The sequence below is a fragment of the Nitrospirota bacterium genome, from assembly GCA_030684575.1.
Lineage (GTDB): Bacteria > Nitrospirota > Nitrospiria > Nitrospirales > Nitrospiraceae > Palsa-1315.
In genome coordinates this window covers 142,098-165,995 of the sequence record JAUXVD010000019.1, presented here as the reverse complement: position 1 = coordinate 165,995, position 23,898 = coordinate 142,098, and the positions used below count along the sequence as shown (strand labels likewise).

Here is a 23,898-nt window from a genome sequence, read left to right as displayed (position 1 = left end):
TCAACGATGATCCACCCGAGCAGACAGACAAGTCGGTGGGGTACGGAAAACAGAGGTGGCATCCGGAGCCATTCGCCTCTGCATGACAATCGAGGCGGCGTCAGAATCCGCCTACAGGCTGTGGCTATTCAGCTGATTGTCATTTGCCACGATCCGTCCTAAGACTAGGCATGACTCAACGCATGGCAATCTCTGGCGACACGATCATATGACCATTATTCTAGCCGACATGGACGCCTCCCTTCGAGGAAGACTCCGGAAACGTCTGGAGAAAGTCCCGGGTGTGACGGTGGTGGGAGAATCGTCGAACTCGACAGAAACCACCGCGATGATGCTCAACCGAAACCCGGATGTGGCCATCCTGAGTTCCCGTCTGGATGGTGGGAGCGGCCTCGACGTGCTACGGCATATCAGGCAATTGATGATTCCTCCAACGATCCTCGTCATGACGGACGACTCCTCCCTCGAACACAATACTGCCTATTCCATTGCTGGAGCCGATTTCATCGTCGACAAGGCCACAGACGATCGCAGGATTATCGACCTCATTCGCCAGCTGTGTGACAGTCACCGCCAGACCGATGTCATAGATTCCTCTTTCGCCGCGCGCCATGAGTAATCACCCTGTTGCGGCAATCGTCATCTCTCAGCCGCTCAACGCGACAGCATCATACAAATTGACAGGCTACCCCCTCGCCGATTAGAATAGCACCCCGTGAGCCACTCCGATCTTTCAGAACCCACAACAGCGAAGCAGACCCATTCTCCTATCAGCCGCATCGAGCATGCGTTTGAAAGCATCGTGTTCGCCAGCCGATGGATTCAAGCCCCGCTCTATGGAGGCTTGATCGTCGCCGAACTACTATACGCCTACAAATTTCTCATCGAACTGTGGGAGATGGTCCGGCATATCGATCAGCAAGCGGAGACCGTCTTCATGCTAGGCATTCTGGGACTCGTCGACGTCACGATGGTGGCAAATTTACTGACCATGGTGATCATCGGCGGCTATGCCACGTTCGTGAGTAAATTAGACTTAGAGGGCCATCCCGACCGGCCGGATTGGCTGACCCACATCGACCCAGGCACTATCAAGATTAAACTCGCCGCCTCACTGATCGGCATCTCCAGCATTCATCTCTTAAAATCGTTCGTCGACATCGAGAATGAAAACCCCGAACACATCAAGTGGAAGATCTTTATCCACATGACCTTTCTCGGCTCCGCGATTCTCCTCGCCTGGACGGACAAGATCATGCAAAAAGATCGCAAGCACTGACACATGGGTGACAGTATCGCATCGGATACGAACGTATCCGATGCGATACCCAGCCTGCTTATGCCACTCACAGGGCCGTTTGAAAAATCAGTCGAATCCAGCCCCCTGCTCCATTGTAGCCTTCATACGATCGGCATGGCTGTTGCGTACCCATCTGGCCAGCAGCGCATAGGCATCATCCAAGGCTTTCCCATTCACCATCGAGAGGTTGCGATGACACGACGACCCTACTCCCTGTTCATGCTCCTGATCGTTCTCCTCTTACAGACCGCCTGCAGCTCTTCCGTCCTGCAGCTCCGTGACCAACTGGATCTCCATCGCGGAACGTTCCGCCAAAAGTTAGCCGACAAGAAAGAACTCACGGCAAAGTTCCTCGCATGCACCAGGCAGGCCCACGATGAGCTGCCGGGGGATCGACGCGATACGGGAACTTCTCCTCAGGCTCTCGCGCAGCTGACCACGGAGGGCCAAGCCACGAGCGTCCGTCCACTCGCAGCCGTCATCGAGAAGATTCGCCTGCGGCATCAGGATAAGGGATCCTCCCTCTCCATCCTCGCCCAGGTCCTCGATGACGTGACCAATGATACGAATGCGCGCATCGACCTGGACAAACTCAAGCAGGTCATTGACGTCGCCAGGCAATGGCATGGGCATCTCGGACTGGATGAGGATCGACTGGAACAAGACACTTCTCGTTTCGCCAGGATGCTCCTGAGTTACAATAAAGCCTATTTTGGCGATCTTAGTTTTGCCGCCAAACCCGATGCATCAGGAGGTGCGTCCCACGGAGTCGTCAGCGTCACCTCGAAGGGGTTCGTCGATCGAAGCGGGAACACCTTGCTCTTTCCAGGAATCTCAGCGGAGATTGAGGTGAGTCCGAACAATTCGGTTCGTGTATCCGCCACCACGGTCGATTCACAACGTGTCAGCGCCGATCTGACCCGCATTTTCCTGGAAGCCTTCTTCGACACCGCATTTCGAGTGCCGGCCGTGCATGGCGCGACCGCCTTGCGAGTGGGCCCAATCCCCCAGGAGTCGCCCTACCCAGAATTCGATGCCAGCCACCCCGCGATCTCATTGGAGGCCCTGGCCCGCGTGACTCGTGACGCCCTGCGAGCCGAAGCGGCCGTCACGTCCCTGGTAGGAAAAGCGGTCCGCGGTGGCAGTCTATTCAGTACCCAGAACGAAACCGTTGCCGCCACACTCGAAACCGCTGCCGGGGTGATGGCCAAGAAGCTTGTTGAACACGAGGGGTTCTGCTATTTCCAAGTCACGCAGGGCTCGTAACCTGCACGGACGACATATATTGTTTGTTCGTCCGTCGGTAAGCCTCGATTGAACCAGTACCAGTAGGGAGATACGACGATGAAGTCCATGTCGGTTGCACTCAGCATGAGCCTCAGCCTGCTCCTGACAGGCTGCTTTGCGAAAATCCATCAACTTCCGGCCCATCCTGATACGACCACACCGGTCTTTGCGCCTCTGCCAGACCAAGACATGCTCGTCGGCATTGCCGTGTCCGGTGGCGGCAGTCGCGCGGCCACCTTTGCCGCCGGAGCCCTCGAAGCACTGGCGAATGTTCGCATTCTAGAAAACGGGCAGTCTCGAAGCGTGCTGGACAAAGTCACCCATATGTCCAGCGTATCCGGTGGTAGCCTGGCCACGGCTTACTATGCTGTCAAGAAACCAGCTAAGTCAGAAGCCATCTTGGCAGGGGACGGGCTCTCTCCAACCTACCGACAGTTCTTCGCGTCCTTCAAAGAGGACATGCAGCTCAACTTCCAGCTCCGGGCACTCGGCCGGCAAATGGTGAATTTTCGCGTGGCCAACCCCACGAAGCTGGCCCACTCCTTCGCCGATGTCTGGGACGCGAATTTCTTCGACGACATGACCTTTGCGCAGCTGTATGAACGAGAGCAGCGCGGGGATGCGCCACGAATGATGTTGAACGGCACCGTCTATAACAGCGGGCGCCGACTGGTCATGACCACGCTCCCCCCTTCGGATTTTGCCTATGACTTCACGAAGGAGCTGCGGGCCAAACTCGTCGCCAAGGGCCTGCAATTCACCCCGGAAGGGAAAATCAGCTTCGACAAGAGCCTGGAACGGGCAAAAAATCAATTCCTCCCGCAGACATTTGAGGATCTCGCCGGAGACCATCGTGGACTGCCTGTGTCGCTCGCGGTCGCCACGTCCGCATCCTTTCCTCCCGTGGTCGGACCTGTGACCTATCAAACTTCCGGAACGGCTATGTATACCCACGTCGGGGACGGTGGCCTGTTCGACAACCTCGGCACCGAGTCGTTGACCACGCTCTTCCTGAATAAACTGACCTCGCCCGGACATGCCGCCAAAAGGGGGTTGATCATCGTCGTCGACGCCTCTTACCCGTTCGACGAAGGAGATGCCGATCTCAATACGAGTGAAAAGGGGTTTGAAGTCTTTGCCCACGATCCCGCCCGCATCGTCGGAATCATGGAAGAACGAGCTAACGCCTATCAGGCCATGCTCTGGCACAGCCTTCGCACTGAGGGGGCGTTTCTTCCGGACTACGATCATTTAAAGCTGATCATTCTTCGCTATACGGATTCCGAGTGGACCGCGGGCGACCCCATTCCTGCCGGTTGCCCCAGCACCCTGACGCCTGAGGCCATCACCCACACCATTCGCCAGGTACCGACTCTGTTCAAAATCAAAGATGCCTGCCACGGCGCACTCTTGATTGCGGCGGCTCAAAAGGTCGTCAAGAAACAGCAGCAGCGGATCATCAACTTTATTGAGGCTCGATGAACGACGTCAATCAACCGGAAACCCACGGGCCACGGCTTCTCCTTTTTCAAGTATTGGAGGAAGAATACATTCGCCTCCACGGCCCACTTCCCGCAGACTACCCCCTGACCGGAACGGAGAAGGCTCGGCAAGCGGCAATCTGCGCACTCATCCATCGCGTGCCGGGGGGACGTGTGGCCCTCTGTCTCTCCGGTGGCGGCATTCGAAGTGCCACGTTCGGCCTCGGCATTATTCAGGGGTTAGCCAAGCTCAAACTGCTCGAGAAACTCGATTGCCTTTCTACCGTGTCCGGTGGTGGATACATCGGCAGCTGGCTATCCGCATGGATTCGCAACCACCCGCAGGGGCTCGCGGGGGTTGCAGAGGCCTTGCGACGCAAGCCCCAATCCCCACAAGACATTGAGCCAAGCCCCATCACGCACCTTCGCATGTATAGCAACTACCTCACCCCGCGGCTTGGGTTGCTATCGGCAGACTCCTGGACGCTCCTAGGGACCTATCTGCGAAACCTCATCCTCAACTGGCTCGTGCTGGTTCCGTTTCTCCTGGCACTGCTGGCCGTCCCCTTGTTCTATCGGGCGCTGGTGAGAACGCATCCGTCCGTCGAATTCATGGCGAGTTGCGCCGCAGTGGGAAGTCTGCTGCTCCTCATGAACCTGGTCTACTTGCATCTCTGCCGTCCCAGCCTCCGGAAGTTACGGCCACTCGACACCTGGGAATGGTTTGAGCAACAGCGCTCGTTCCTGTTCTTCTCCCTGATCCCTCTGCTCGCAGGCGTGACCCTATTAACCATGGCATGGGCCTGGTTCCAAGCAGGTCAAGAGCACCCTCTCGACAGTCTCTCGCTCTTTGGATTCTCCAGCCTCGTGACGCTAGCGCTTGGAGCTGCAGCGATGCATGCTACGGCCTGGTTGATCGCGGCGATCGTGCTCGGTCGTCCATGGAGCAACGGATGGCGATACCTGGAACTGCTCACCATCATTCTCAGCGGACTGTTGGGCGGAGGGCTGCTCTGGCTCACCCTCAAAAAAACGGTGCCGCTCTACGGATTAGCCGGCTATGACGACTGGTATACGTACGGTGCCGTGCCGGCCTTTCTTTCGCTATTCATCCTCGCCGCCACGCTATTTATTGGAATTGCGAGCCGATCGACCGGAGATGCCGACCGTGAATGGTGGGGACGCACGGGATCGTGGGTGCTGATCGGATCGATGTCCTGGGCAGGAGCCTCCAGCATCGTCATTTTTGGACCATGGGTGCTCTCACACATACCAGGCTGGATCACCTCGGCGGGCGGGCTCACGGGGCTCTTCACCCTGCTGTTCGGGTTCAGCGCGAAATCGGCCGCGCAGCAGGCAGGTGAACAACCGGGACGTCTGACGCAACTCGGACGAAAACTATATCTTCTCGTGCTGGCCCCAGCAACGATCGTGCTGATCCTCATGGCACTCGCTTATGGAAACGCCGCGGTCCTCGGCAAGGCTTCATGGTTCGAAGTCGGAGAATTCATTCTCGGGATGGCGCTGTTCAGCGTGCTGATGTCGTTCTTTATCAACATCAATAAGTTTTCCCTCCATGCGATGTATCGCAACCGTCTCATCCGGGCCTACCTCGGTGCGTCCCGCGGTGAGCAACGGTCGCCTAATCCGTTCACGGGATTCGATCCCAACGATAACTTTCCGATGGCCGAACTGGCTTCGCAGCAAGGCCCGATTCAGAAGCCCTTGCACGTCGTGAATATCGCGCTCAACCTGGTGAGTGGCTCGAACCTCGCCTGGCAGCAACGGAAAGCCCAATCGTTCACCGTCACCCCCCTCCACTGTGGTAGCGCGGGAAACGGCCTGGGCTATCGCCGGTCTGCCGAGTACGGAAAGAACCCCGCGGTGAATCAAGCCATTACGATTGGAACGGCCTTGGCGATTTCCGGCGCAGCGGCAAGCCCCAACATGGGCTACCATTCATCGCCACCGGTGACGATGCTCCTCACCCTCTTCAACGTACGGCTCGGATGGTGGCTCGGCAATCCCGGAGACGCCGGTCAAACAACATACGGCAGGTCCTGCCCTGAGTTTTCCGTGGGGCCTCTGCTGGCTGAAGCCTTCGGCTTCACCGACGATGAGAAGCGGTATGTTTACTTGTCAGACGGTGGACACTTTGAAAATCTCGGCCTCTACGAGATGGTCCAGCGTCGTTGCCACGTGATCATCGTCAGCGACGCAGGCTGCGATCGGCAGTCAGGATTTTCAGATCTTGGGAATGCCATCAGGAAAATCAGGATCGATCTAGGCGTGGAGATCGAATTGGACGTGAACAGCCTGCGCCGGAAAGATGGAACGGATCACAGCCTGTGGCACCATGGCATCGGCGCCATTCGATACGACATGGTCGACTCCGGCGCCCCCCCAGGCCTCCTCATTTACCTCAAACCCTCTCTCACGGGAAACGAACCGGCAGATGTGCTCGAATACGCCAGTTACCATCCCGACTTCCCGCATGAATCCACGGCGGATCAGTTTTTCGATGAATCGCAATTCGAATCCTACCGGAAGCTCGGCTCGCATATTGTCCACGAGGTGTTTGACAAGACGATGTCGAATCCCGCCCTCAAAGAGGGTCGTCTCTTCGAAGACCTCCGCGCGCACTGGACGCCGCAATCTACGCAGGAGGTTCCACCGCGGCAAGCCCCTTCAGTCCCACGCTGAGAGGAACCTCCCCGTCACATCCTGCCAATGCGGGACTCAGATAAGCGCGACAAGTTTGACCGCGATGTTGGATTTGGCAGGTTTGAGCGACACCCAACGCCGCATTCAGAGTCCTGCCCTCCATCAGCATGCTTATGCCTTGTTGCATGCCTTCAGACAAGTCGGACCACGCGTAGTATTTTCACTGAAACGTAAGGATCTTGGCCATCCGCTGAAAGGCATGACCGACTTGAGTAATCAGGAGACCGTGCAATATCGAGAACCTGGCGAGGAGAACATCTTTCATTGAGGACACATCTGGCATGTCCCTCTCTTCAAAGTGTTTGCCGCAGGACGTCCCTGATGGATGCCTCGTCATCCATGATGAGAATCGGCATCGTGAAGGGAACACGTAACGACTCTCTAGGGGCGAAGCGGCCAGATCCGGCCGTTCCCAATCAACCCACGCAGGAACCTCCAGTCCGTATCCCGCCTCCAGGACACGAAACTCCCTGCCTTCGAGAACGTTTCACGCCCCTATGCGAAGTGCCGATCGTCGTCAACGCCGAGGCTGGCCAGCATCAGCACGCCTTCCTCTATCATAGCGACGACAAGACATCGGAGGATACATCGCTCCCGCAATGCTGGAGGTACAGGGACACGGCTTGCGTCCGCCTGGTGATCTGCAACTTTGTAAACATGTTCGCCAGATAGTTCTTGACGGTCTTATCGGACAGAGAGAGCTCCACGGCAATCTCCTTATTCGTTTTCCCTTCTGCCACAAGCCGTATAACGCGATGTTGCTGTGGAGAAAGAATGCGGAGTCTCGGTTCTCGGGCATCTTTCAGGCCGTCTCTCAACCCGCAGAGGGCTTGATCGGCCATTTCGAATTGGAGATAGGAGGCTCCGCCGGCCACGGCACGAATCGCGCTGAGCAGCTCTGAACGAATGATATCCTTGAGCACATAGCCGTGAACCCCGGCCTCAGCCGCTGCACGAAAGGTCACGGGGCTGTGAGACATGGTGACCATGAAGATTCGGATTGCGGGATGTGCGTACAGCAGCAGCCGGCAGACTTCAGAACCCGATCCGTCAGGGAGGCGAGCCTCCATCAAGACGAGATCAGGGCTCACGCGCCGGGCTTCCGACAGGGTATCGGCGGCAGTCCCGCTTTCGCCGACGACGAGCAGGTCAGGCTGGCCGATGAGCATGCCACGCATACCGGCCCTGACGATTTCCTGAGCATCGGCAACGAGGATCCGGATAGGCTTGGGAGCGGCGACATGATGGACTGAATGATGCACGGCACTGTCCGTGCGATGCCGTAGGAGCCTGTCGCCTATGGCCTTACTCCTCATACAGACAGCCTCAGATTGGGGCATGCGGCAGGCCGTCACAGGGCCACGATCCGCAGCACGGTCTCAGCCTACCTCAGAAATAAAAGGAAACCTATCAGCATGACGCGCAATCGAGTATCAGGCTTTGTCCTACAGGCAGATATTCGGGCAGACCGATGAAGGGACTATTTCACGAGGCCACGATCGACGGCGTACCGAATCAATTCCGCGGTCGTGGTGAGACGGAGCTTGTCGAGCAAACGGGTCCGATACGTGCTCACGGTCTTGACGCTGAGTTTTAATTGTGTGGCCGCGCGCGAGACGGTCCCGCCCTTCGCCAGAAGGCAAAGCACTTCCATCTCCCGGGCGGAAAGGATCGGCAGCGGAGAGAGAAGGCTGCCCAATCGAGTTCGGGCGTCTCCTTCTCTTTCCAGCCCCTTCGTCACATAGCGAGCCCCTGTGAGGACCGTTCTGATGGCCTCGTGCAATTCGTCAGGCGCAGTCTCTTTCGTCAAGTAGCCGGATGCTCCGTGGCTCAAGGCGAGTCGAACATATTGTGGTTCGTCGTGGATCGTGAGCATGAGGCACTTGATCTGTGGACGCAACTTCTTGATTCGCTTCAGCACCGTCAATCCACTATGGTCCGGCAGCATCACATCCAGCACGGCCAACTCCACCGGTTCCTTGCGCACGATCCCCGCGGCCTCTTCTCCGGTCGAAGCCTCGCGCACAATAGCCGTAGGAAAATGATGTTCGATTACCTGCCGGATGGCTTGCCGAAGCAGCGGGTGATCGTCGACGATGAGGACTAACATGACATCTGGAATTGCACAATGCAGCTGGAGCGATCGACAGGACAGCGTCTTGCCCGATCGCGGCAGGGGAGCGTACCACTAAGCGTTCACAGGGATATAGCAGACGAACACTGATCGGTATGTCGGCGACCGTCCTACAGGCAGACCGGGCCAACGCCGTCAACCTACCTATTGAGGCTAGTCGGTGAGGTTGGATTCGATGGCGTAACGCATGAGTTCGGCAGTCGTACGAAGCTTGAGTTTCTCCAGCAGCCTGCTGCGGTAGGTGCTGATCGTCTTGACGCTGAGCGCCATGTCGGCGGCGATGACCGACACGGGCTTACCTTGCCCGAGGAGCCGCAAGACTTCTATCTCCCGGTCGGACAGGAGGCTGTGAGGCGCCGCCGGCTGTCCCTCATCCAGAAAGGTCGCCATCAAGTCGCCCAGCGATTGCGTGATGTACCGGCGTCCGGCCAACAGCTCCTTCACCGCCTTGAGCAACTCAGAAGGAGCCCGGTCCTTCGTCAGATAGCCGGAAGCGCCGGCTTTCAGCGCACGTAAGGCAAACTCCCTCTCAGGATAGAGACTGAGCATCAACACCGTTGCCTTCGGCTGCAGGAGCTTGATCTCTTTCAGCACTTCCAATCCGTGCTTGTCCGGCAGTGATACGTCGAGGATCACCAAATCCCACGGCTCCCGGCCAACGGCCGACAACGCACCAGCCGCATCCTCCGCCTCGAGGACCTTCGAGCACACTCCTTCACAGAGAACCAAGTCCCGAATCCCTTTGCGAACGATCGGGTGATCGTCGACGATCAAGCACTTATAGTGCTTTACCATGGCGACCCTTCTTCCTGATTGTCGGCGGTTTCGTCTTCCGAACCCCTGCCACTGATCGACGGCTGGCCGCGGCTGCACCGCAGGGAAGGCGGACAGTCACGACAGTCCCGTTGCCGGGCTTCGATTGAATCTCGACGTTCCCAGCCAGAAGCTCAGCCCGCTCCTGTATCCCGCGAAGGCCGAATACACTATTTGGTGGAACCAGCTGCGCGGAAAAACCTACGCCATTGTCCTCTACCACCAGCATCGCCCACTTATCAGTGCAATCGAGCGTGATGACCGCCGTAGTCGCCTCCGCATGGCGCACGACATTCATCAACAGCTCTTGGGCCATGCGATAGATCGCGCCTGAAATATCCGGACCACAGACCTGCCCAAGGTCCTCACGTTCAGCCACAATAGAGCAGCGAACCCCTGTTCGTTCTTGCAACTCCCCCGCCAACGCTTCGATGGCAGGAACAAGCCCCAGCACGTCCAGCACCGCAGGCCGCAGAGCTGCAAGCACCTCCCTGAAGGACACGAACAAGCGATCCAGCGTACCCATGGCCAGCTTGATTTTCTTGCGCAACTCGCTCGCGAGGGGACTCCGAAGTTGTTGAACCCCTCGACCGATGTCGCTCAAATCGAACATGAGGGCGCTCAGCAGCTGCCCGAATTCATCATGTAGCTCTCGTGAGAGACGGCGGCGTTCTTTCTCTTCTGCGACTTGCACTTCCCTGCTCATCACTTGCAGCCTGGCGTACGCGTCATTGAGGGACGTATAGGCCTGCTTCGCCCCCGTCACATCGGTCATCGCGCCGATCATCCGGACCGGCTTCCCCGTGGTCTCGCGTACGACATGTCCTCGATCCAGAAAATGTCCGTACCCTCCGTCCGCAAGACGGAAGCGATATTCACCGGACCACATCTCCTTCTGGCCTGCCACCACCTCATCCAGACTCTTGAGGATCGCCGCTCGATCATCCGGGTGTAACCGGTCGGTCCAGGCCTTGATATCAGGCTCGGCCTTGGGATCGTATCCGAACTTTATGCACGCATCGGGCGACCACCAATGTTCTTTGGTGATCAGGTTCCAGTCCCACAGTACGTCGTTGGTTGCCAAGGCGACGAGTCGAAATCGTTCTTCATTATGCCGCAGCGCCTCCTCCGCCCGCTTGCGTTCCGTAATGTCGGCGACGATGCCGCAAATCGCATAGATGCCCTCCTTCGCGTCACGGAGCGGAAATTTGACGACAAGGCTTGTGTGCTCGCCGTCTCTGTACTGAGCCACTTCTTCAAATTCAATCGATTGGCCGGTTCGCAACACTTCACGGTCGTTACTCCGAAACGCCGTGGCTTGCTCGGGCGAGAAGAGATCGTCGTCGGTTTTCCCGATGATCTGATCGTGGGACAGGTCGAATCGCCGTTCAAACGTGCGGTTGATGAACAGATAGCGCCCATCCAGATCTTTCAAAAAGATCACGAGCGGACTGTTGTCGAGGATGGCGGCCAAGCGCGCCTCGCTGGTTCGCAACTCCTCCTCGGTTCGCCCCCACTCGATGGCGATGCTGATCGCCTGGCTCGCAGCCCCCAGCATATCCAGTTCGAATGCCGTCGGCCCGCGCGCCTGCAGGAAGTACATCGCATAGGTACCCAGGACATCGCCCTGCGCGTTGAGCATAGGCAGCGACGTGCAGGCGTGCAGTCCATGCCGGAGCGCGAGGTCTCTTACTTCGGGCCACGGATTCCACAGAGGATCGGTCGCGATGTCGGATACGATAACCGTCGCTTTGCGATAGGCCGCCGTCCCGCAAGATCCGTGACAAGGGCCGATGGGCGCGCCGTCCACCGCCCTATTGAACTCCTCCGGCAGCGTCGAAACGACGCCGCGATGCAACGTGCCTGTCTCCGGCTGCACCAGCAGGATGGAGCAGACTCCGCCTGTGGACAGAGCCTCAATGGATCGCACCAGGGACTGCATCGTCTCGGCCAATGGTCTTTGCATCAAGACGCTTTCGAGGAAGCGCCGCTGCACCGCATTCAGCTCCTCGGCCTGTTTGCGCTCGGTAATATCGTAGGCCGTCCCGATTCTGGCCTGCTGTCCGTCGAAATCGATAGAGGCAGCAGTGAAGTCCAGCCAGCGGACTTGACCATCCTTGCGGACGATTTGAAATTCGAGCCGGGCCGGAGCGTCGACTCCCCCTTGCACCGCCCCCACCCGTGCCATCAGCGCATCCTGGAAGTCCGGATGGATGAGATCCCACAAGGACATCGCATGCAGCTCGGCGAGGCTGTAGCCGGAAATCGTCGTCGCGGCAGGATTGGCATAGAGGACGTGGCTCCCCCTATAGATGTAGATGGCTGATGAGGTCGTCTCGCTCAGCTGTTTGAACTTCGCCTCGCTCGCCTCCAGCGCCTGCGCTCCCCGCTTCTGCTCATTGACGGCCAGGATCAGCTCTCGGTGCTCCCGGTCCAACGTCAAGTGATCCATCACCTGGCGGCTCAGCACCCCGAGCGCATCCCGTTGCTCGTCCGACAACTCGCGGGGGACATGATCGATGACGCTCAGCGTGCCGATGCGAAACCCCTCCGGGGTGACCAGCGGCGCGCCGCAGTAAAAACGGATGTGCAGATCGCCTGTCACCAACGGATTGTTCATGAACCGCTCGTCCGCGAGTGCATCCGGCACGATGAGGAGATCCGTTCCGAGTATGGTATGGGCACAGAACGCGATAATCCGACTGGTTTCTGTGGCAGTGAGGCCGATTTTCGATTTGAACCACTGGCGATCCGAATCGATCAGGCTGATGAGCGCAATGGGCGTGTTGCAGATATAGGCGGCCAGATGAACGAGGTCATCCAGTTCCTTAACCGGAGAGGTGTCGAGCATCTCATACCGATAGAGGGCGGCAAGCCTCGCGGCTTCACGGATCGGAGGGGGAAAGGGAGCATCCATCGTGGCCACCTCCCCAAGAAGAAGACGAGGCCACTCTACACGAACGGGATTCCCTAATCTAGCTAGAACACCTAGGGATCACTCAGAATATTCCTAATACGTGTAATATGAGGTCCTGTATCCCCTCAGCCAACTGGACAGCCCCCAACACACAATCCACTCCGATGCCGCTCGGCAGTCTAGATCCAGGCAGGGGTGACAGTGCCTTGCCCATCCCGCCAATAGGGTGTCCAGGCCAGGGCGACGAGTCTCACGACGATGTTCGCTTTGGTGGGTTTAAGGGACACCCTGTCCAGCGCTTCCGTGAGGGGATCGGTCGCGGCAGCAAGCGACTCGGTCTCGGCCTTGAATTGCGCTTCGAGATCCACAAGCTGCTGCTGCAAGGCGGCGGCATTGTCTTCGGCCTGCCCCACGTCCTGCGATTCCTTGATCGCACGTCCGGCTCCGCGGATGGCTGTCGTCGCCTTGCCGATTGTGGACGCGCTGATCGTCTTGCGTCCCATAAATGCACCCAGAATCGTCGCGCCGAAAGAAATCGCAGCCTGGAGCTGGCTGGATCGAGACTCAGTTTGTTGCCGTTCGACCATGTGCTCGGCTCGCCGAATACGGTCTTGGAGCGCCGCAATCTTCGGCGCATACCTCTTCCGAAGACTATCCGATTGTGCATCGCGTTGCTCCCGCCCAGTCTGTTGGAGCCGGACACGGAAGTCCCGCTCAGACTCGCCTGGCCTGGAGGACTCTTTCGTACTGGGGCTTCTCAGGAGCTCGACGTTCTGGGTACGAAAGAGCCAGCCTGAAAAATCCTTCCCCCATGCCTCATAGTTTTTGGCCTTACCGGCAGCGACAGGAGGAGCCTCGAACGCTGCCCCCTCCACGGGAACCTGCTCTAGATCTGACAGGGCCAGCGCTGCTTCTGTCGCATGGTCCCAATCCACCGGCACGGCCCCCTCTGTAATCGGAGCCAGCACGGTGACATCCTGGGTGACATCGATTCCCGCTTTACTGTCGGAGAACCTCACGTGTGCCCCTCCCAGCAACATCGGCTGGTAGACCAATCGGCTGCCACCGGGCTGAGCGCCACGAATAGGAATGAACTGTTGCGGCACATCTGGCGGCAACAGAGGACGAGTGCCGCCAGGCGAGGGGCCAGCGGCGCGAGGCGAGGGGGAAGACGACGCGACCTGACCGGTTTGATCCTGATCACCGATCCCGACCTCTAGCCCCTTACCCTTCGCCTCGCTCATCAGCATTTTGATCTGAGTCCGCGTGAGGGGACCACGCAGGTACGAAAGCGTCCATCTCGTTTGAAACACCACCGGCGCATCTTCGTGCACATTGTTCAAAAGAAAAACCCGGCTACCCAGTCCGGCAAGAAGCTGTTCCATTTTTTGTTTATCGAATTTGTTGCCGGAGCTGGAGGCCGCACCTTCGAGCCCTTCAAGAACCCGCGCCTTGTCACGCTCTGTTTGAAGCCGTCCGATAAACCAGGTCCCGGTATTGGCCAGCCCCTTGTAGTCCAAGTCGACGGGGTTCTGCGTGGCCAGCACGACCCCAAGGCCATAGGCCCGTGCCTGCTTGAGCAGCGTCAACAACGGTGCTTTGGATGGAGGATTCGCCACCGGTGGGAAATAGCCGAAGATCTCATCCATGTAGAGGATGGCCCTCAGGCTGGTCGTCCCCGATTGACCCCTGATCCAGCCCAGGGTCTGGCTCAACAGCAGGGTCACGAAAAACATCCGCTCCGCATCGCTCAAATGCGCGATGGAGAAAATGGCGATCCGTGGTTTACCTGCCGGGCCATACAACATCTTCCCGACATCCAACGCCTCCCCTTCGAGCCAGGCGCTGAAGCCCGGCGCAGCGAGCAGATTGTTGAGCTGCATCGCCAACGCAAAGCGATCTTTCGACGGATAGAACGAATCGAGGTCGAGCACACCGACTTTAGATATGGGTGGCGTTTGGATCTGTTGGATGAGCGCGGCCAAATCAAGGTCCTGCCCCTTCCGCCAGGCCTGGTCTAAAATCGTCGAGAGCAGGATATGCTCGCGGCTCTTGATCGGATCGGCTTCCACGCCGATCAAACCAAGCAAGCTGGTCGTCGTGGTGCCCACTCGCTCGCGCAGCAACTCGACATCGTCCAGAATGTCCTGGGACGGCGCGGCAAACGACTTCAGAATAGACACCGGTATGCCCGCATTGCTCCCCGGCGTATAGACGACAACATCCGCTGCATCCTTGAGTTTCTGAATGCGCTCGCCGCTCTGGCCCCACTCGCCCAAACCTCTCTTCCACAACGCCGCCTGCTGCGTCGCAAAGTCACCAGGGGAGAGACCGTTCTTCCGCGCATCGTCCTCGTTGATCCAGGGCGCGAAGTCTTCGCCGCGGAGCTGCGGAAAGGTCAGCATCAAATTCGCCAGATCCCCCTTGGGATCGATCACGATAGCCGGAATCCCGTCGATCGCCGCTTCTTCGAGGAGCCCAAGACAGAGGCCGGTCTTGCCGCTACCCGTCATCCCGACGCAGACGGCGTGGGTGACCAGATCTTTCGAGTCGTAGAGCAACCAGCCTGGTTTCGGCTTCTTCTTGGCCGGATCGTACGGACGTCCGAGATAGAACACCCCGAGTTTTTCAAAATCTTCCACGGCGCTACGCTCCTTTCAGTCGCTTCGACGAAACTGTCCGCGAACAATCTGCGCACAGACGCGGCGCCATTCTAGCAAAGAGGCCGGCCAGCTGTAAGATATCGCACCAGCCGACGACGAATCTAACATGCTATATTGCCGCTCATTCGACTCCATACAGGGTATGACGTTGACACGACTCACCGCCTCCTTTGCACTATTCCTATTGACCCTACCAGGATGGACCTCTCCAGCATGGGCAGAGGCCACAGCGCAGAGCATGCATTGGGGCGCCCTCGCATTTCCCGATCACGACCGCACCCTCACGCTTGGATTCTCCAACGACAGCTTTACGGAGTTCAATGGATCGGGCCAGCGCTTTAACGACATACGCCAAACCGATAGTTTTAATTTCGGGACACTGAGTTGGACGGAACGGCTGGAACAGCTCAACGGCTGGAATGCCAACCTGACGGTTGGAGCAGGTCCGACACAAGACAAAGTTCGCCGCGTGTTCCAGAACGACTTCGCGCATAGGCTCACCGGTCAGACCCGGGTGCCGATCGGCGCCACGCGCGAGGCGACAGACTTCATGGTCAGCGGAACATTAACAAAATGGACGGGGCTCTTGGGGAGCGACGATGTCTTTTTCTACGGAGTGGGTGGAGCGGCAGGGTCCCTCTACTATGAACCCTATGTGCAAATCGGCTTGAGGCGATTGTCTCTACCGGGGGTCGGCCCCTCGCTGTCCGACTACGTCCGCGTCTCCGCGCTGGCCCGTTACGGTCGTCCCTTCAGCGGGGCTGCGTTTCACCAAGTCGCCAACCATTCCTATCTCGGGCAGGTATCCGTCGGCATCGGCAATTACCGGCGCAAAGATTGCGACGTGCCTTGGGAAATCGAGATCGGACTGACCGCGGATTCAGGCCTGTTCGTGGACCCTCGCGGGAACTCCATCAATGAACGGTTCGTGACGATCGCACTGCGTTACTCAGCCCTAACAGTTGAAACCTGGAACGATACCATCAACCAGACGGACTACGGACCAACTTTCGGCGGACGCGTGACCCTGGATGTCCTCTATCTCTACGATCGGCTCACCGATTTCTAACGGGATGCTGAAAAATGGGTCGGGGTGGCTGGGACGGTCCCCGTGCTCGCGCAACGCGCGGCCTCGGAAGACCCTCGTTGGACGCGCGCAGGGATCATCCCAGCCACCCCTTATTAAATGATAGCTCGCTGCGGCTTTGCTGGATGGCCTTTTTGAGCATCCCGCTACACCATATCCCTCTTCTTCGCCCTCTATGGGACGTCGCCATTCAGTATCAAATTGAGTTCCCCTCCTGTTGCTATTACGGAAGGGGCGCAGTCTGCACCATGACGAGCCGATCCTGACGCGCCGCAAAAAACCGTTGCCTCTCCGATTCACTTCAGTGCAGGATGGTCGGATGTTACATTGCCACAAACAAATCATCGCGAACCTTGCACTCTCTATCGTAGCCTTGCTTGGATGGACTCAGCCCAGTTGGGCTGAAGCGACGGCGCAAAGCACCCACTGGGGCGCTCTCGCATTTCCCGACCACGACCGCACCATCGCGCTCGGCTTCACCACCGATCGTTTCACGGAGTTCGACGGAGCCGGCAAGCGCTATAACGACATACCCCAAACAGCTGGTTTTAATTTTTGGTCGCTGAGCTGGACGGAACGGCTGGAACGGTTCAAAGGCTGGAATGCCAACCTCACGGTCGGAGCCGGCCCCACACAGGACCGCTTTAGCCGGTATCTCCAGAACGATGTCGTGCACAAATTCCGCGGTCTGACCCCAGTGCCGGTCGGCGCCACCCGCGAGGCGATCGACTTCATGACCAGCGGCACGTTGACGAAATGGACAGGGCTCTTGGGGAGCGACGATGTCTTTTTTTACGGGATCGGCGGAGCGGCAGGCTCCCTCTACTATGAGCCCTATGCCCAGATAGGCTTCAGACGATTGTCTCTGCTGGAATTCGTGCCCGTACTGTCCGACTACATACGCTTCTCCGCCTTGGCCCGTGCCGGCCGTCCCTTCAGCGGATCCGCATTTCACCAGGTCTCCGACCATGCCTACCTTGGACAGGCCTCCGTCGGGATTGGCAACTACCGGCGAAAAGACTGTGACACCCCCTGGGAGATCGAAGTCGGCCTGACGGTGGATTCTGGTTTGTTCATCGACCATCGCGGAAATTCCCTGGAAGAACGGTTCGCGACGGCGGCGTTTCGCTACTCAGCCATAACGTTTGAGACCTGGAACGACCTCATCAACCAAAAGGACTATGGCCCAACCTTCGGCGCGCGCCTGACTTTGGACGTGCTGTACCTCTACGATCGACTCACCGATCTCTAGCGGGATGCTCAAAAAGACCATTCAGCGGCGTTCTCGCATCGTCTCAGCCATGCAGGCCTTCCCCCAACCCGCCAGGACAACACGACTAAACTTGAGAAAGTTCATTCGTGCTTCTCCTTTGCTTTTCTAGACCAGAATTACTCAATCCTGCCCCTTACACTCGAACCTCTCAAACTCGTGGACAACGGCACTTCGTCATGATCATTAGATTTTTTCTCCCGCTCCTCAGGGGGTGGAAGGGATGGATATGGAGGGAGTCGCCATAGCGGGCACGGGGAGATAACATCCACGAGACTGCCGCTGTGCGACGGCATGCGATTCTTATCGCGCTTTAGAGTCGCACGCGGCCAACAGTAACGGACCAGATGCAGACCCTATCCCATCGCATGATGGCGACTCCCGGAATATCCGCCCTTCCTACACCCCCGCCTCCTTCAGCACCTGTCCCGTATACGACCGCTTCGACTTGGCAATCTCTTTCGGCGGGCCTTCCGCCACAATCTCGCCGCCTCGATCGCCGCCCTCTGGGCCGAGATCGATGATCCAATCGGCATTCTTAATCACATCGAGGTTATGTTCGATCACCAGCACGGTATTCCCCGCCTCGACCAGTCGATCCAACACGTCCAACAACCGTTGCACATCTGCGAAATGCAGCCCGGTCGTCGGTTCGTCCAAAATGTACATCGTCCGCCCGGTCGGCCGCTTCGACAGTTCACGTGAGAGTTTGACCCGTTGCGCCTCGCCCCCTGACAGAGTCGTGGCGGACTGGCCGAGCTTCACATAATGCAGCCCGACATCGTGCAGGGTGTCGAGCTTCCGTTTGATGAAGGGGATATGTTCGAAGAACTGCACGGCCTCGTCCACCGTCATGTTCAACACGTCGGCGATGCTCTTCCCCTTATGGTGAATCTCCATCGTCTCGCGGTTGTACCGTTGCCCCTTGCAGACCTCGCAGGTCACGTAGACGTCCGGCAGGAAATGCATCTCGATCTTGATCAAGCCGTCGCCCTCGCAGGCTTCACAACGGCCACCCTTCACGTTGAAACTATAGCGGCCAGGCTTATAGCCCCGGACGCGGGACTCCGGCAGATTGGAATACAGATCACGGATAAACCCGAACAGACCTGTGTAGGTCGCAGGATTCGAACGCGGAGTCCGGCCGATCGGGGACTGGTCGATGTCGATGACTTTATCCAGCGCCTCGACGCCCAACAATTCCTTGCAGCCGTCGATCTTCGGTTTCTTGTGATAGAGCAACTGGGAGAGAGAATGGAACAAGACCTCTAAGACCAACGTACTCTTTCCGGACCCCGACACACCGGTCACGCAGGTGAGCAGACCGAGCGGAATCTTGGCGGTCATCCCCTTGAGATTGTGTTTCTTCGCCCCCACGATAGACAACATCCCCTTGGCCTTCCGTTCGCGGCTGGGGAGGCTGACCATCTGCGTGCCGCGGAGATACTGGCCCGTCAGGGACGCGGGGTTCTTCATGACTTCTTTCGGCGTGCCTTGGGCAATGACATGGCCGCCCTGCGTACCGGCACCGGGCCCCATGTCCAGCAGATGGTCCGCCGCCATCATGGTTTCGGCATCGTGCTCCACCACCACCACCGTATTACCCAGATCTCGCAGGCGCAACAGGGTCTGGAGCAAGCGCCGATTATCCCGCTGATGGAGACCGATCGACGGCTCGTCGAGGATATAGAGCACACCGACAAGGCCGGACCCGATCTGGGTGGCAAGTCTAATCCGTTGACCTTCTCCACCGGACAGGGTGGCGGCCGCCCGATCCAACGTCAGGTAATCCAAACCGACATTGACCAGAAACCCGAGCCGTTCCCGAATCTCTTTCAAAATACGATTGGCAATGACCAGTTCCCGTTCGGTGAATTTCAACGACCCGAAAAAGTCGGCCGCCGCTCGCACGGAGAGATGTGTGACCTCGGCAATCGACTGTTTCGCCACCTTGATCGACAGGCTCTCAGGCCGCAGCCTCGCGCCCTTACAGGTCTCACAGGGTTCCAGCAACGTGAAATCTTCATCGTCGGACGAGCCGGGTGTCATCGCGTAGCCGATGCCGTCACAGGCAGGGCAGGCTCCGTGAGGACTGTTGAACGAAAAGACGCGCGGGGTAATTTCCGGATAACTCACGCCACAGCTGATACAGGCGAGCTTCTCGCTATAGAGCGAGACCTTCCCGTTCTCCGTCAGGACTCCGACCAGCCCACCGGCGAGCTTCAACGAGGTCTCGACCGAATCGGCCAACCGTCGCGTCAAGGCCTCGCCTGGTTTCATGACCAGCCGATCGATCACGATCTCGATCTGATGTTTCTTTTGTTTGTCGAGCGTGATGTCCTCATCCAAATCGACCAACTGACCATCGACCCTGGCCCGGACATAGCCGGCCCGGCGCATGTCCAGCAGTTCTTTACGGTACTCGCCCTTCCTCCCGCGGACGATAGGAGCCAAGAGCTGAAACTTGCTCCCTTCCGGCAACAGACCGATCGCATCGACCATCTGCTGCACCGTCTGCGCAGTGATCTCCTCGCCGCACTGAAAGCAGGAAGGCCGTCCGACCCTGGCGTACAGGAGACGAAGATAGTCGTAAATTTCCGTCACCGTGCCGACCGTGGATCGGGGATTGTGGCTGGTACTCTTTTGCTCGATAGAGATAGCGGGCGAAAGCCCCTCGATGGAATCGACGTCCGGCTTCCCCATCTGTTCGAGGAACTGACGCGCATAGGCCGAGAGCGACTCGACGTACCGCCGTTGTCCCTCGGCATAGATCGTGTCGAATGCCAGCGACGACTTGCCGGACCCGCTCAGCCCCGTGATCACGACGAGTTGGTCTCGCGGAATCGTCACGTCGATGTTCTTGAGGTTATGCTCGCGCGCGCCTTTAATGATGATTGAATTGCTCATAGGCGCGGGATTATATCATGGCTGAACGAACGTCCGGGCCGATGTGCACGAACCCCTTCGGCTTTCGATGGGACCTGGCCGCGAGAAGTATCGCGGGGATCCACCGTGTAATGGATGCGAAGGATGTCCGGGGTGACGAGGAACCACCCCAACGCCGGCTCCTACGATTTCATCGCTTAAGCGGCGAGTTCTTGCGGGTGTTCGAGGATGCGTTTCAGCTCCTTCAGAAATTCCGCGCCCTTCACCCCATCGATGGCCCTGTGATCGCACGAGAGCGTCACCTGCATTCTACGTCCGGCCTTCACCACGCCCGCAACGACGACCGGCACGTCTCGAACGGCACCGACAGCGAGCGAGGCGGCTTGCGGCGGGATCAGGACGGCGAGAAAATTATCCACCCCGAACATACCGAGATTGGAAATCGAGAACGTGGCGCCGCTGTATTCCTGCGGTTGCAGCCGTTTCTGCTTGGCCCGCTCGATGAGCGCGCGGGATTCAGCCGAGATCGCGTCCAATGTCTTCGCGCCGCAATCGCGGACGACCGGCGTGATCAGGCCGTCCTCCAAACCGACCGCGACGCCGATGTCGACGCGCTCATACCGCCTGATCGCCTCGCCGACATAGGACGCATTTAACTCAGGATGCTTGCGGAGCGCCAGCGCCACGGCTTTGATCAACAGATCGGTAATTGAGGGATGGGCTTGCCTGTCTTTCTTGAACTGCTGGCGAAACTGCTCCGCCGCCGCCATATCGATCTCTCGCGTGAGATAGAAGTGCGGCACCGGCGCTTTGCTTTGCACCGTGGCCCGCGCGATGGCTTTCCGCATTTGGGTCAGGGGCTGATCGGTTCCAGGGGGCATGGCTGACGCAACGGAATCCGGCACCTTCACCACATCATCTTCGACGATGCGCCCGCCTGGGCCCGTCCCGGTCACCGTGGAGAGATCGATCCCCCGTTCGGCAGCCATGACCTTCGCACGAGGAGACGCGATGATGCGAGCTCCTTCCGGAGTCGCTGGTCGTTTACCGGGGGAAGCGGTCGGTGCAGTAGGAGCCTTGGCCTCAATCGAGGGCGCGGCCATGGCCTTGTCGGACAGGGCCTCCGTGATGTCTTCATCCGCCTCGCCGATGACGCCCAGCAGCGTTCCGGACTCCACCGTTTGCCCGTTCTGCACGAGAATCTTCCGGAGAATACCGGAGGCGAACGCCTCAAGGTCCATAATCGCCTTGTCCGTTTCGATTTCAGCCAAAGCCTCTCCGGCCTGCACGGCATCCCCTTCTCGCTTCTTCCATTCGATGAGCACGCCCTCTTCCATCGTGTCCGTGAGTTTAGGCATTACGACGCGGCTTGCCATGGTTCTCCTCTCTTTACAGCAGAGACTTAACGGCCCCGATCACGCGCGGCAGGTCCGGAATCGCAGCATCTTCCAGCAAACGACAATAGGGCATGGGCACATCTTCACCGGTGACGCGCCGGATCGGCGCGTCCAAATAGTCGAAGGCCGTCGAATACACACTCTCGGCAATCTGCGCTCCCAGCCCACAGAAATGCCAGCCTTCCTCCACGATCACCAGACGGCCGGTCTTTTTGACCGACGCCACGATTGTCGGGAGATCCAGCGGTTTGAGGGTACGCGGATCGATCACTTCGGCCTCAATACCCTCACGACTTAACGCCTCAGCAGCCTCCAGCGCCAGCAGCAGCATCTTCGAATAGGCGACGATCGTCACGTCATTTCCGACCCGTTTCACGTCGGCCAGTCCGATGGGAATCGTATATTCGCCTTCCTGCACCTCGCCCTTCGTGCTGTACAACAGCTGCGCTTCGATGAAGATGACCGGGTCGGGGTCGCGGATCGCGCTCTTGAGTAGACCTTTCGCATCGTGCGGTGTGGCTGGCGCGATGACTTTCAGCCCCGGCACATGGCAGAACCAGGCCTCCAGGCTTTGCGAATGCTGGGCTCCCAACTGATGGGCCGCGCTGCCGGGACCGCGGATCACGAGTGGCACCGAGAGTTGCCCCCCGGACATGTAGCGGATCTTGGCGGCGTTGTTGACGATTTGATCGAGGGCCACGATGCCGAAATTCATCGTCATGAGTTCCACGATCGGACGCAGCCCCGCCATCGCGGCCCCGATGGCCAGGCCGGTAAAGCCGGCCTCGGTGATGGGCGTATCGATCACGCGCTGCGGCCCGAATTCCTCGACGAACCCTTTGCTGACCTTAAAGGCGCCCTGATAGTAGGCGACTTCTTCGCCGATCAAAAAGATCCGCTGGTCCCGGCGCATCTCCTCGCGCATGGCCTGGTTCAAGGCGTCACGATACGACAACTCCATGGATCTTTTACCCCTGCAACACGTCGACGTGTAAATCTGATGGATGGGGAAACGGGCTTTCATCCGCAAACTTCACCGCTGCCGACACCACGTCCCGAATTTCCCGTTCGAGCTGCTTGAACTCGGCTTCAGTGCCAAGCTTCTCTGTGACGATCGTGTTCTTCAATACAAGCAGCGGATCGCGCTTGCGATACGCTTCCACTTCTTCTTTGCTTCGATAATGCCCATGCGCCGGGTCGGCCATCGAGTGGCCCATGAACCGATAGGTCGTCGCCTCGATGAACCAGGGCCCATGCCCCGCACGAACTTGCGCCACGATCCGCTGCATCGCCGAGCGGACCGCGAGTACATCCATACCGTCCACTGATTCGGCCGTGATGCCATAGGAGCGGGCAGTCTCGGCCACATCCGCATACAGCGCGATTGCCCGTTCGGACGGAGTGCCCATGCCGTAGCGATTGTTCTCGCAGATAAAGATCACCGGCAGTTTCCACAAGGCGGCCAGGTTGAAGGCCTCGTGTGCCTGCCCGCACGGCAGCGCCCCTTCGCCGAAAAAACAGACCGTGACCGGGTCGAGCGATTGATACTTACTGGCAAAGGCCAAGCCCGTTGCGAGCGGGATGTGGCCGCCGACGATGGCATAACCGCCCATGAACCGGTTCGGAAGATCTACCAGATGCATCGATCCGCCCTTGCCTTTGCAGAGGCCGGTGGCCTTGCCGAACAGCTCGGCCATGACCCGGCCAGGATCGGATCCCCGAGCCAGGCAATGTCCGTGGTCCCGATAGGCACTGATGGCATAATCGTCCGGACGAAGAGCCGCCATGGCCCCGACCGCAATGGCTTCTTCACCGATATAGAGATGGAGAAAGCCGGCGATCTTCGCCAGCGCGTACATCTCCGCCGATTTCTCTTCGAAGCGGCGGATCAGCAACATCTGACGATAGAGCGAGAAGAGGTCGGATTTGTCCATGTCGA

The 23,898-nt window shown here is 58.6% G+C and carries 16 protein-coding genes; 7 read left to right on the top strand and 9 right to left on the bottom strand.

Going from position 1 to position 23,898, the window contains the following annotated elements:
- Positions 1–208 precede the first annotated feature (208 nt).
- The 5 genes from Q8N00_14270 (at position 209) to Q8N00_14250 (ending at position 6,771) form a co-directional block, all read left to right on the top strand.
- Positions 209–619 (top strand): response regulator, encoded by a 411-nt coding sequence (locus tag Q8N00_14270; protein ID MDP2383958.1) that lies wholly within the window; start codon positions 209–211, stop codon positions 617–619.
- A 96-nt stretch (positions 620–715) separates the two neighbouring features.
- Complete coding sequence (locus tag Q8N00_14265; protein ID MDP2383957.1) at positions 716–1,279, top strand: TIGR00645 family protein; 564 nt, start codon at positions 716–718, stop codon at positions 1,277–1,279.
- A gap of 3 nt (positions 1,280–1,282) precedes the next feature.
- Positions 1,283–2,566 carry a hypothetical protein gene (locus tag Q8N00_14260; GenBank protein ID MDP2383956.1) on the top strand — a complete coding sequence of 428 codons (1,284 nt, stop codon included), beginning with the start codon at positions 1,283–1,285 and terminating at the stop codon, positions 2,564–2,566.
- A 78-nt stretch (positions 2,567–2,644) separates the two neighbouring features.
- The gene (locus Q8N00_14255; GenBank protein MDP2383955.1) at positions 2,645–4,069 is read left to right on the top strand and encodes a patatin-like phospholipase family protein; all 1,425 of its coding nucleotides are present in this window, start codon (positions 2,645–2,647) and stop codon (positions 4,067–4,069) included.
- Complete coding sequence (locus Q8N00_14250) at positions 4,066–6,771, top strand: patatin-like phospholipase family protein (GenBank protein MDP2383954.1); 2,706 nt, start codon at positions 4,066–4,068, stop codon at positions 6,769–6,771. Before Q8N00_14255 ends, Q8N00_14250 begins: the two co-directional genes overlap by 4 nt.
- A 578-nt stretch (positions 6,772–7,349) precedes the next feature.
- Here the strand turns inward: Q8N00_14250 and Q8N00_14245 are convergent.
- From Q8N00_14245 to Q8N00_14225, 5 genes are all read right to left on the bottom strand, one after another.
- Entirely contained in the window at positions 7,350–8,054 is a 705-nt protein-coding gene (locus tag Q8N00_14245) for a response regulator transcription factor (GenBank protein ID MDP2383953.1), read from the bottom strand.
- Between the two features lie 218 nt (positions 8,055–8,272).
- The gene (locus tag Q8N00_14240; protein MDP2383952.1) at positions 8,273–8,902 is read right to left on the bottom strand and encodes a response regulator transcription factor; all 630 of its coding nucleotides are present in this window, start codon (positions 8,900–8,902) and stop codon (positions 8,273–8,275) included.
- A gap of 177 nt (positions 8,903–9,079) precedes the next feature.
- A complete protein-coding gene (locus Q8N00_14235; protein ID MDP2383951.1) occupies positions 9,080–9,721 on the bottom strand; it encodes a response regulator transcription factor in 642 nt (213 codons plus the stop codon).
- The gene (locus Q8N00_14230; protein ID MDP2383950.1) at positions 9,705–12,656 is read right to left on the bottom strand and encodes a PAS domain S-box protein; all 2,952 of its coding nucleotides are present in this window, start codon (positions 12,654–12,656) and stop codon (positions 9,705–9,707) included. Before Q8N00_14230 ends, Q8N00_14235 begins: the two co-directional genes overlap by 17 nt.
- 179 nt (positions 12,657–12,835) lie before the next feature.
- A complete protein-coding gene (locus tag Q8N00_14225; protein ID MDP2383949.1) occupies positions 12,836–15,298 on the bottom strand; it encodes an ATP-binding protein in 2,463 nt (820 codons plus the stop codon).
- Between the two features lie 169 nt (positions 15,299–15,467).
- On the opposite strand from Q8N00_14225, the gene Q8N00_14220 reads away from it, so the two are divergent.
- Both Q8N00_14220 and Q8N00_14215 read left to right on the top strand, forming a co-directional pair.
- A complete protein-coding gene (locus tag Q8N00_14220) occupies positions 15,468–16,388 on the top strand; it encodes a hypothetical protein (protein ID MDP2383948.1) in 921 nt (306 codons plus the stop codon).
- A 337-nt stretch (positions 16,389–16,725) separates the two neighbouring features.
- The gene (locus Q8N00_14215; protein ID MDP2383947.1) at positions 16,726–17,658 is read left to right on the top strand and encodes a hypothetical protein; all 933 of its coding nucleotides are present in this window, start codon (positions 16,726–16,728) and stop codon (positions 17,656–17,658) included.
- A 417-nt stretch (positions 17,659–18,075) separates the two neighbouring features.
- On the opposite strand, the gene uvrA is transcribed toward Q8N00_14215, so the two are convergent.
- The 4 genes from uvrA to pdhA all read right to left on the bottom strand — a co-directional run bounded on the left by uvrA (position 18,076) and on the right by pdhA (position 23,893).
- Positions 18,076–20,583, bottom strand: coding sequence for an excinuclease ABC subunit UvrA (gene uvrA, locus Q8N00_14210; protein MDP2383946.1), 2,508 nt, complete (start codon positions 20,581–20,583; stop codon positions 18,076–18,078).
- Positions 20,584–20,759: 176 nt separating this feature from the next.
- Positions 20,760–21,938, bottom strand: a complete 1,179-nt coding sequence (locus tag Q8N00_14205; GenBank protein MDP2383945.1) for a dihydrolipoamide acetyltransferase family protein — start codon at positions 21,936–21,938, stop codon at positions 20,760–20,762.
- A 13-nt stretch (positions 21,939–21,951) separates the two neighbouring features.
- Entirely contained in the window at positions 21,952–22,920 is a 969-nt protein-coding gene (locus Q8N00_14200) for a pyruvate dehydrogenase complex E1 component subunit beta (GenBank protein MDP2383944.1), read from the bottom strand.
- A gap of 7 nt (positions 22,921–22,927) precedes the next feature.
- On the bottom strand, positions 22,928–23,893 hold the full coding sequence (gene pdhA / locus Q8N00_14195) for a pyruvate dehydrogenase (acetyl-transferring) E1 component subunit alpha (GenBank protein ID MDP2383943.1): 966 nt from the start codon (positions 23,891–23,893) through the stop codon (positions 22,928–22,930).
- Between the last annotated feature and the right edge of the window lie 5 nt (positions 23,894–23,898).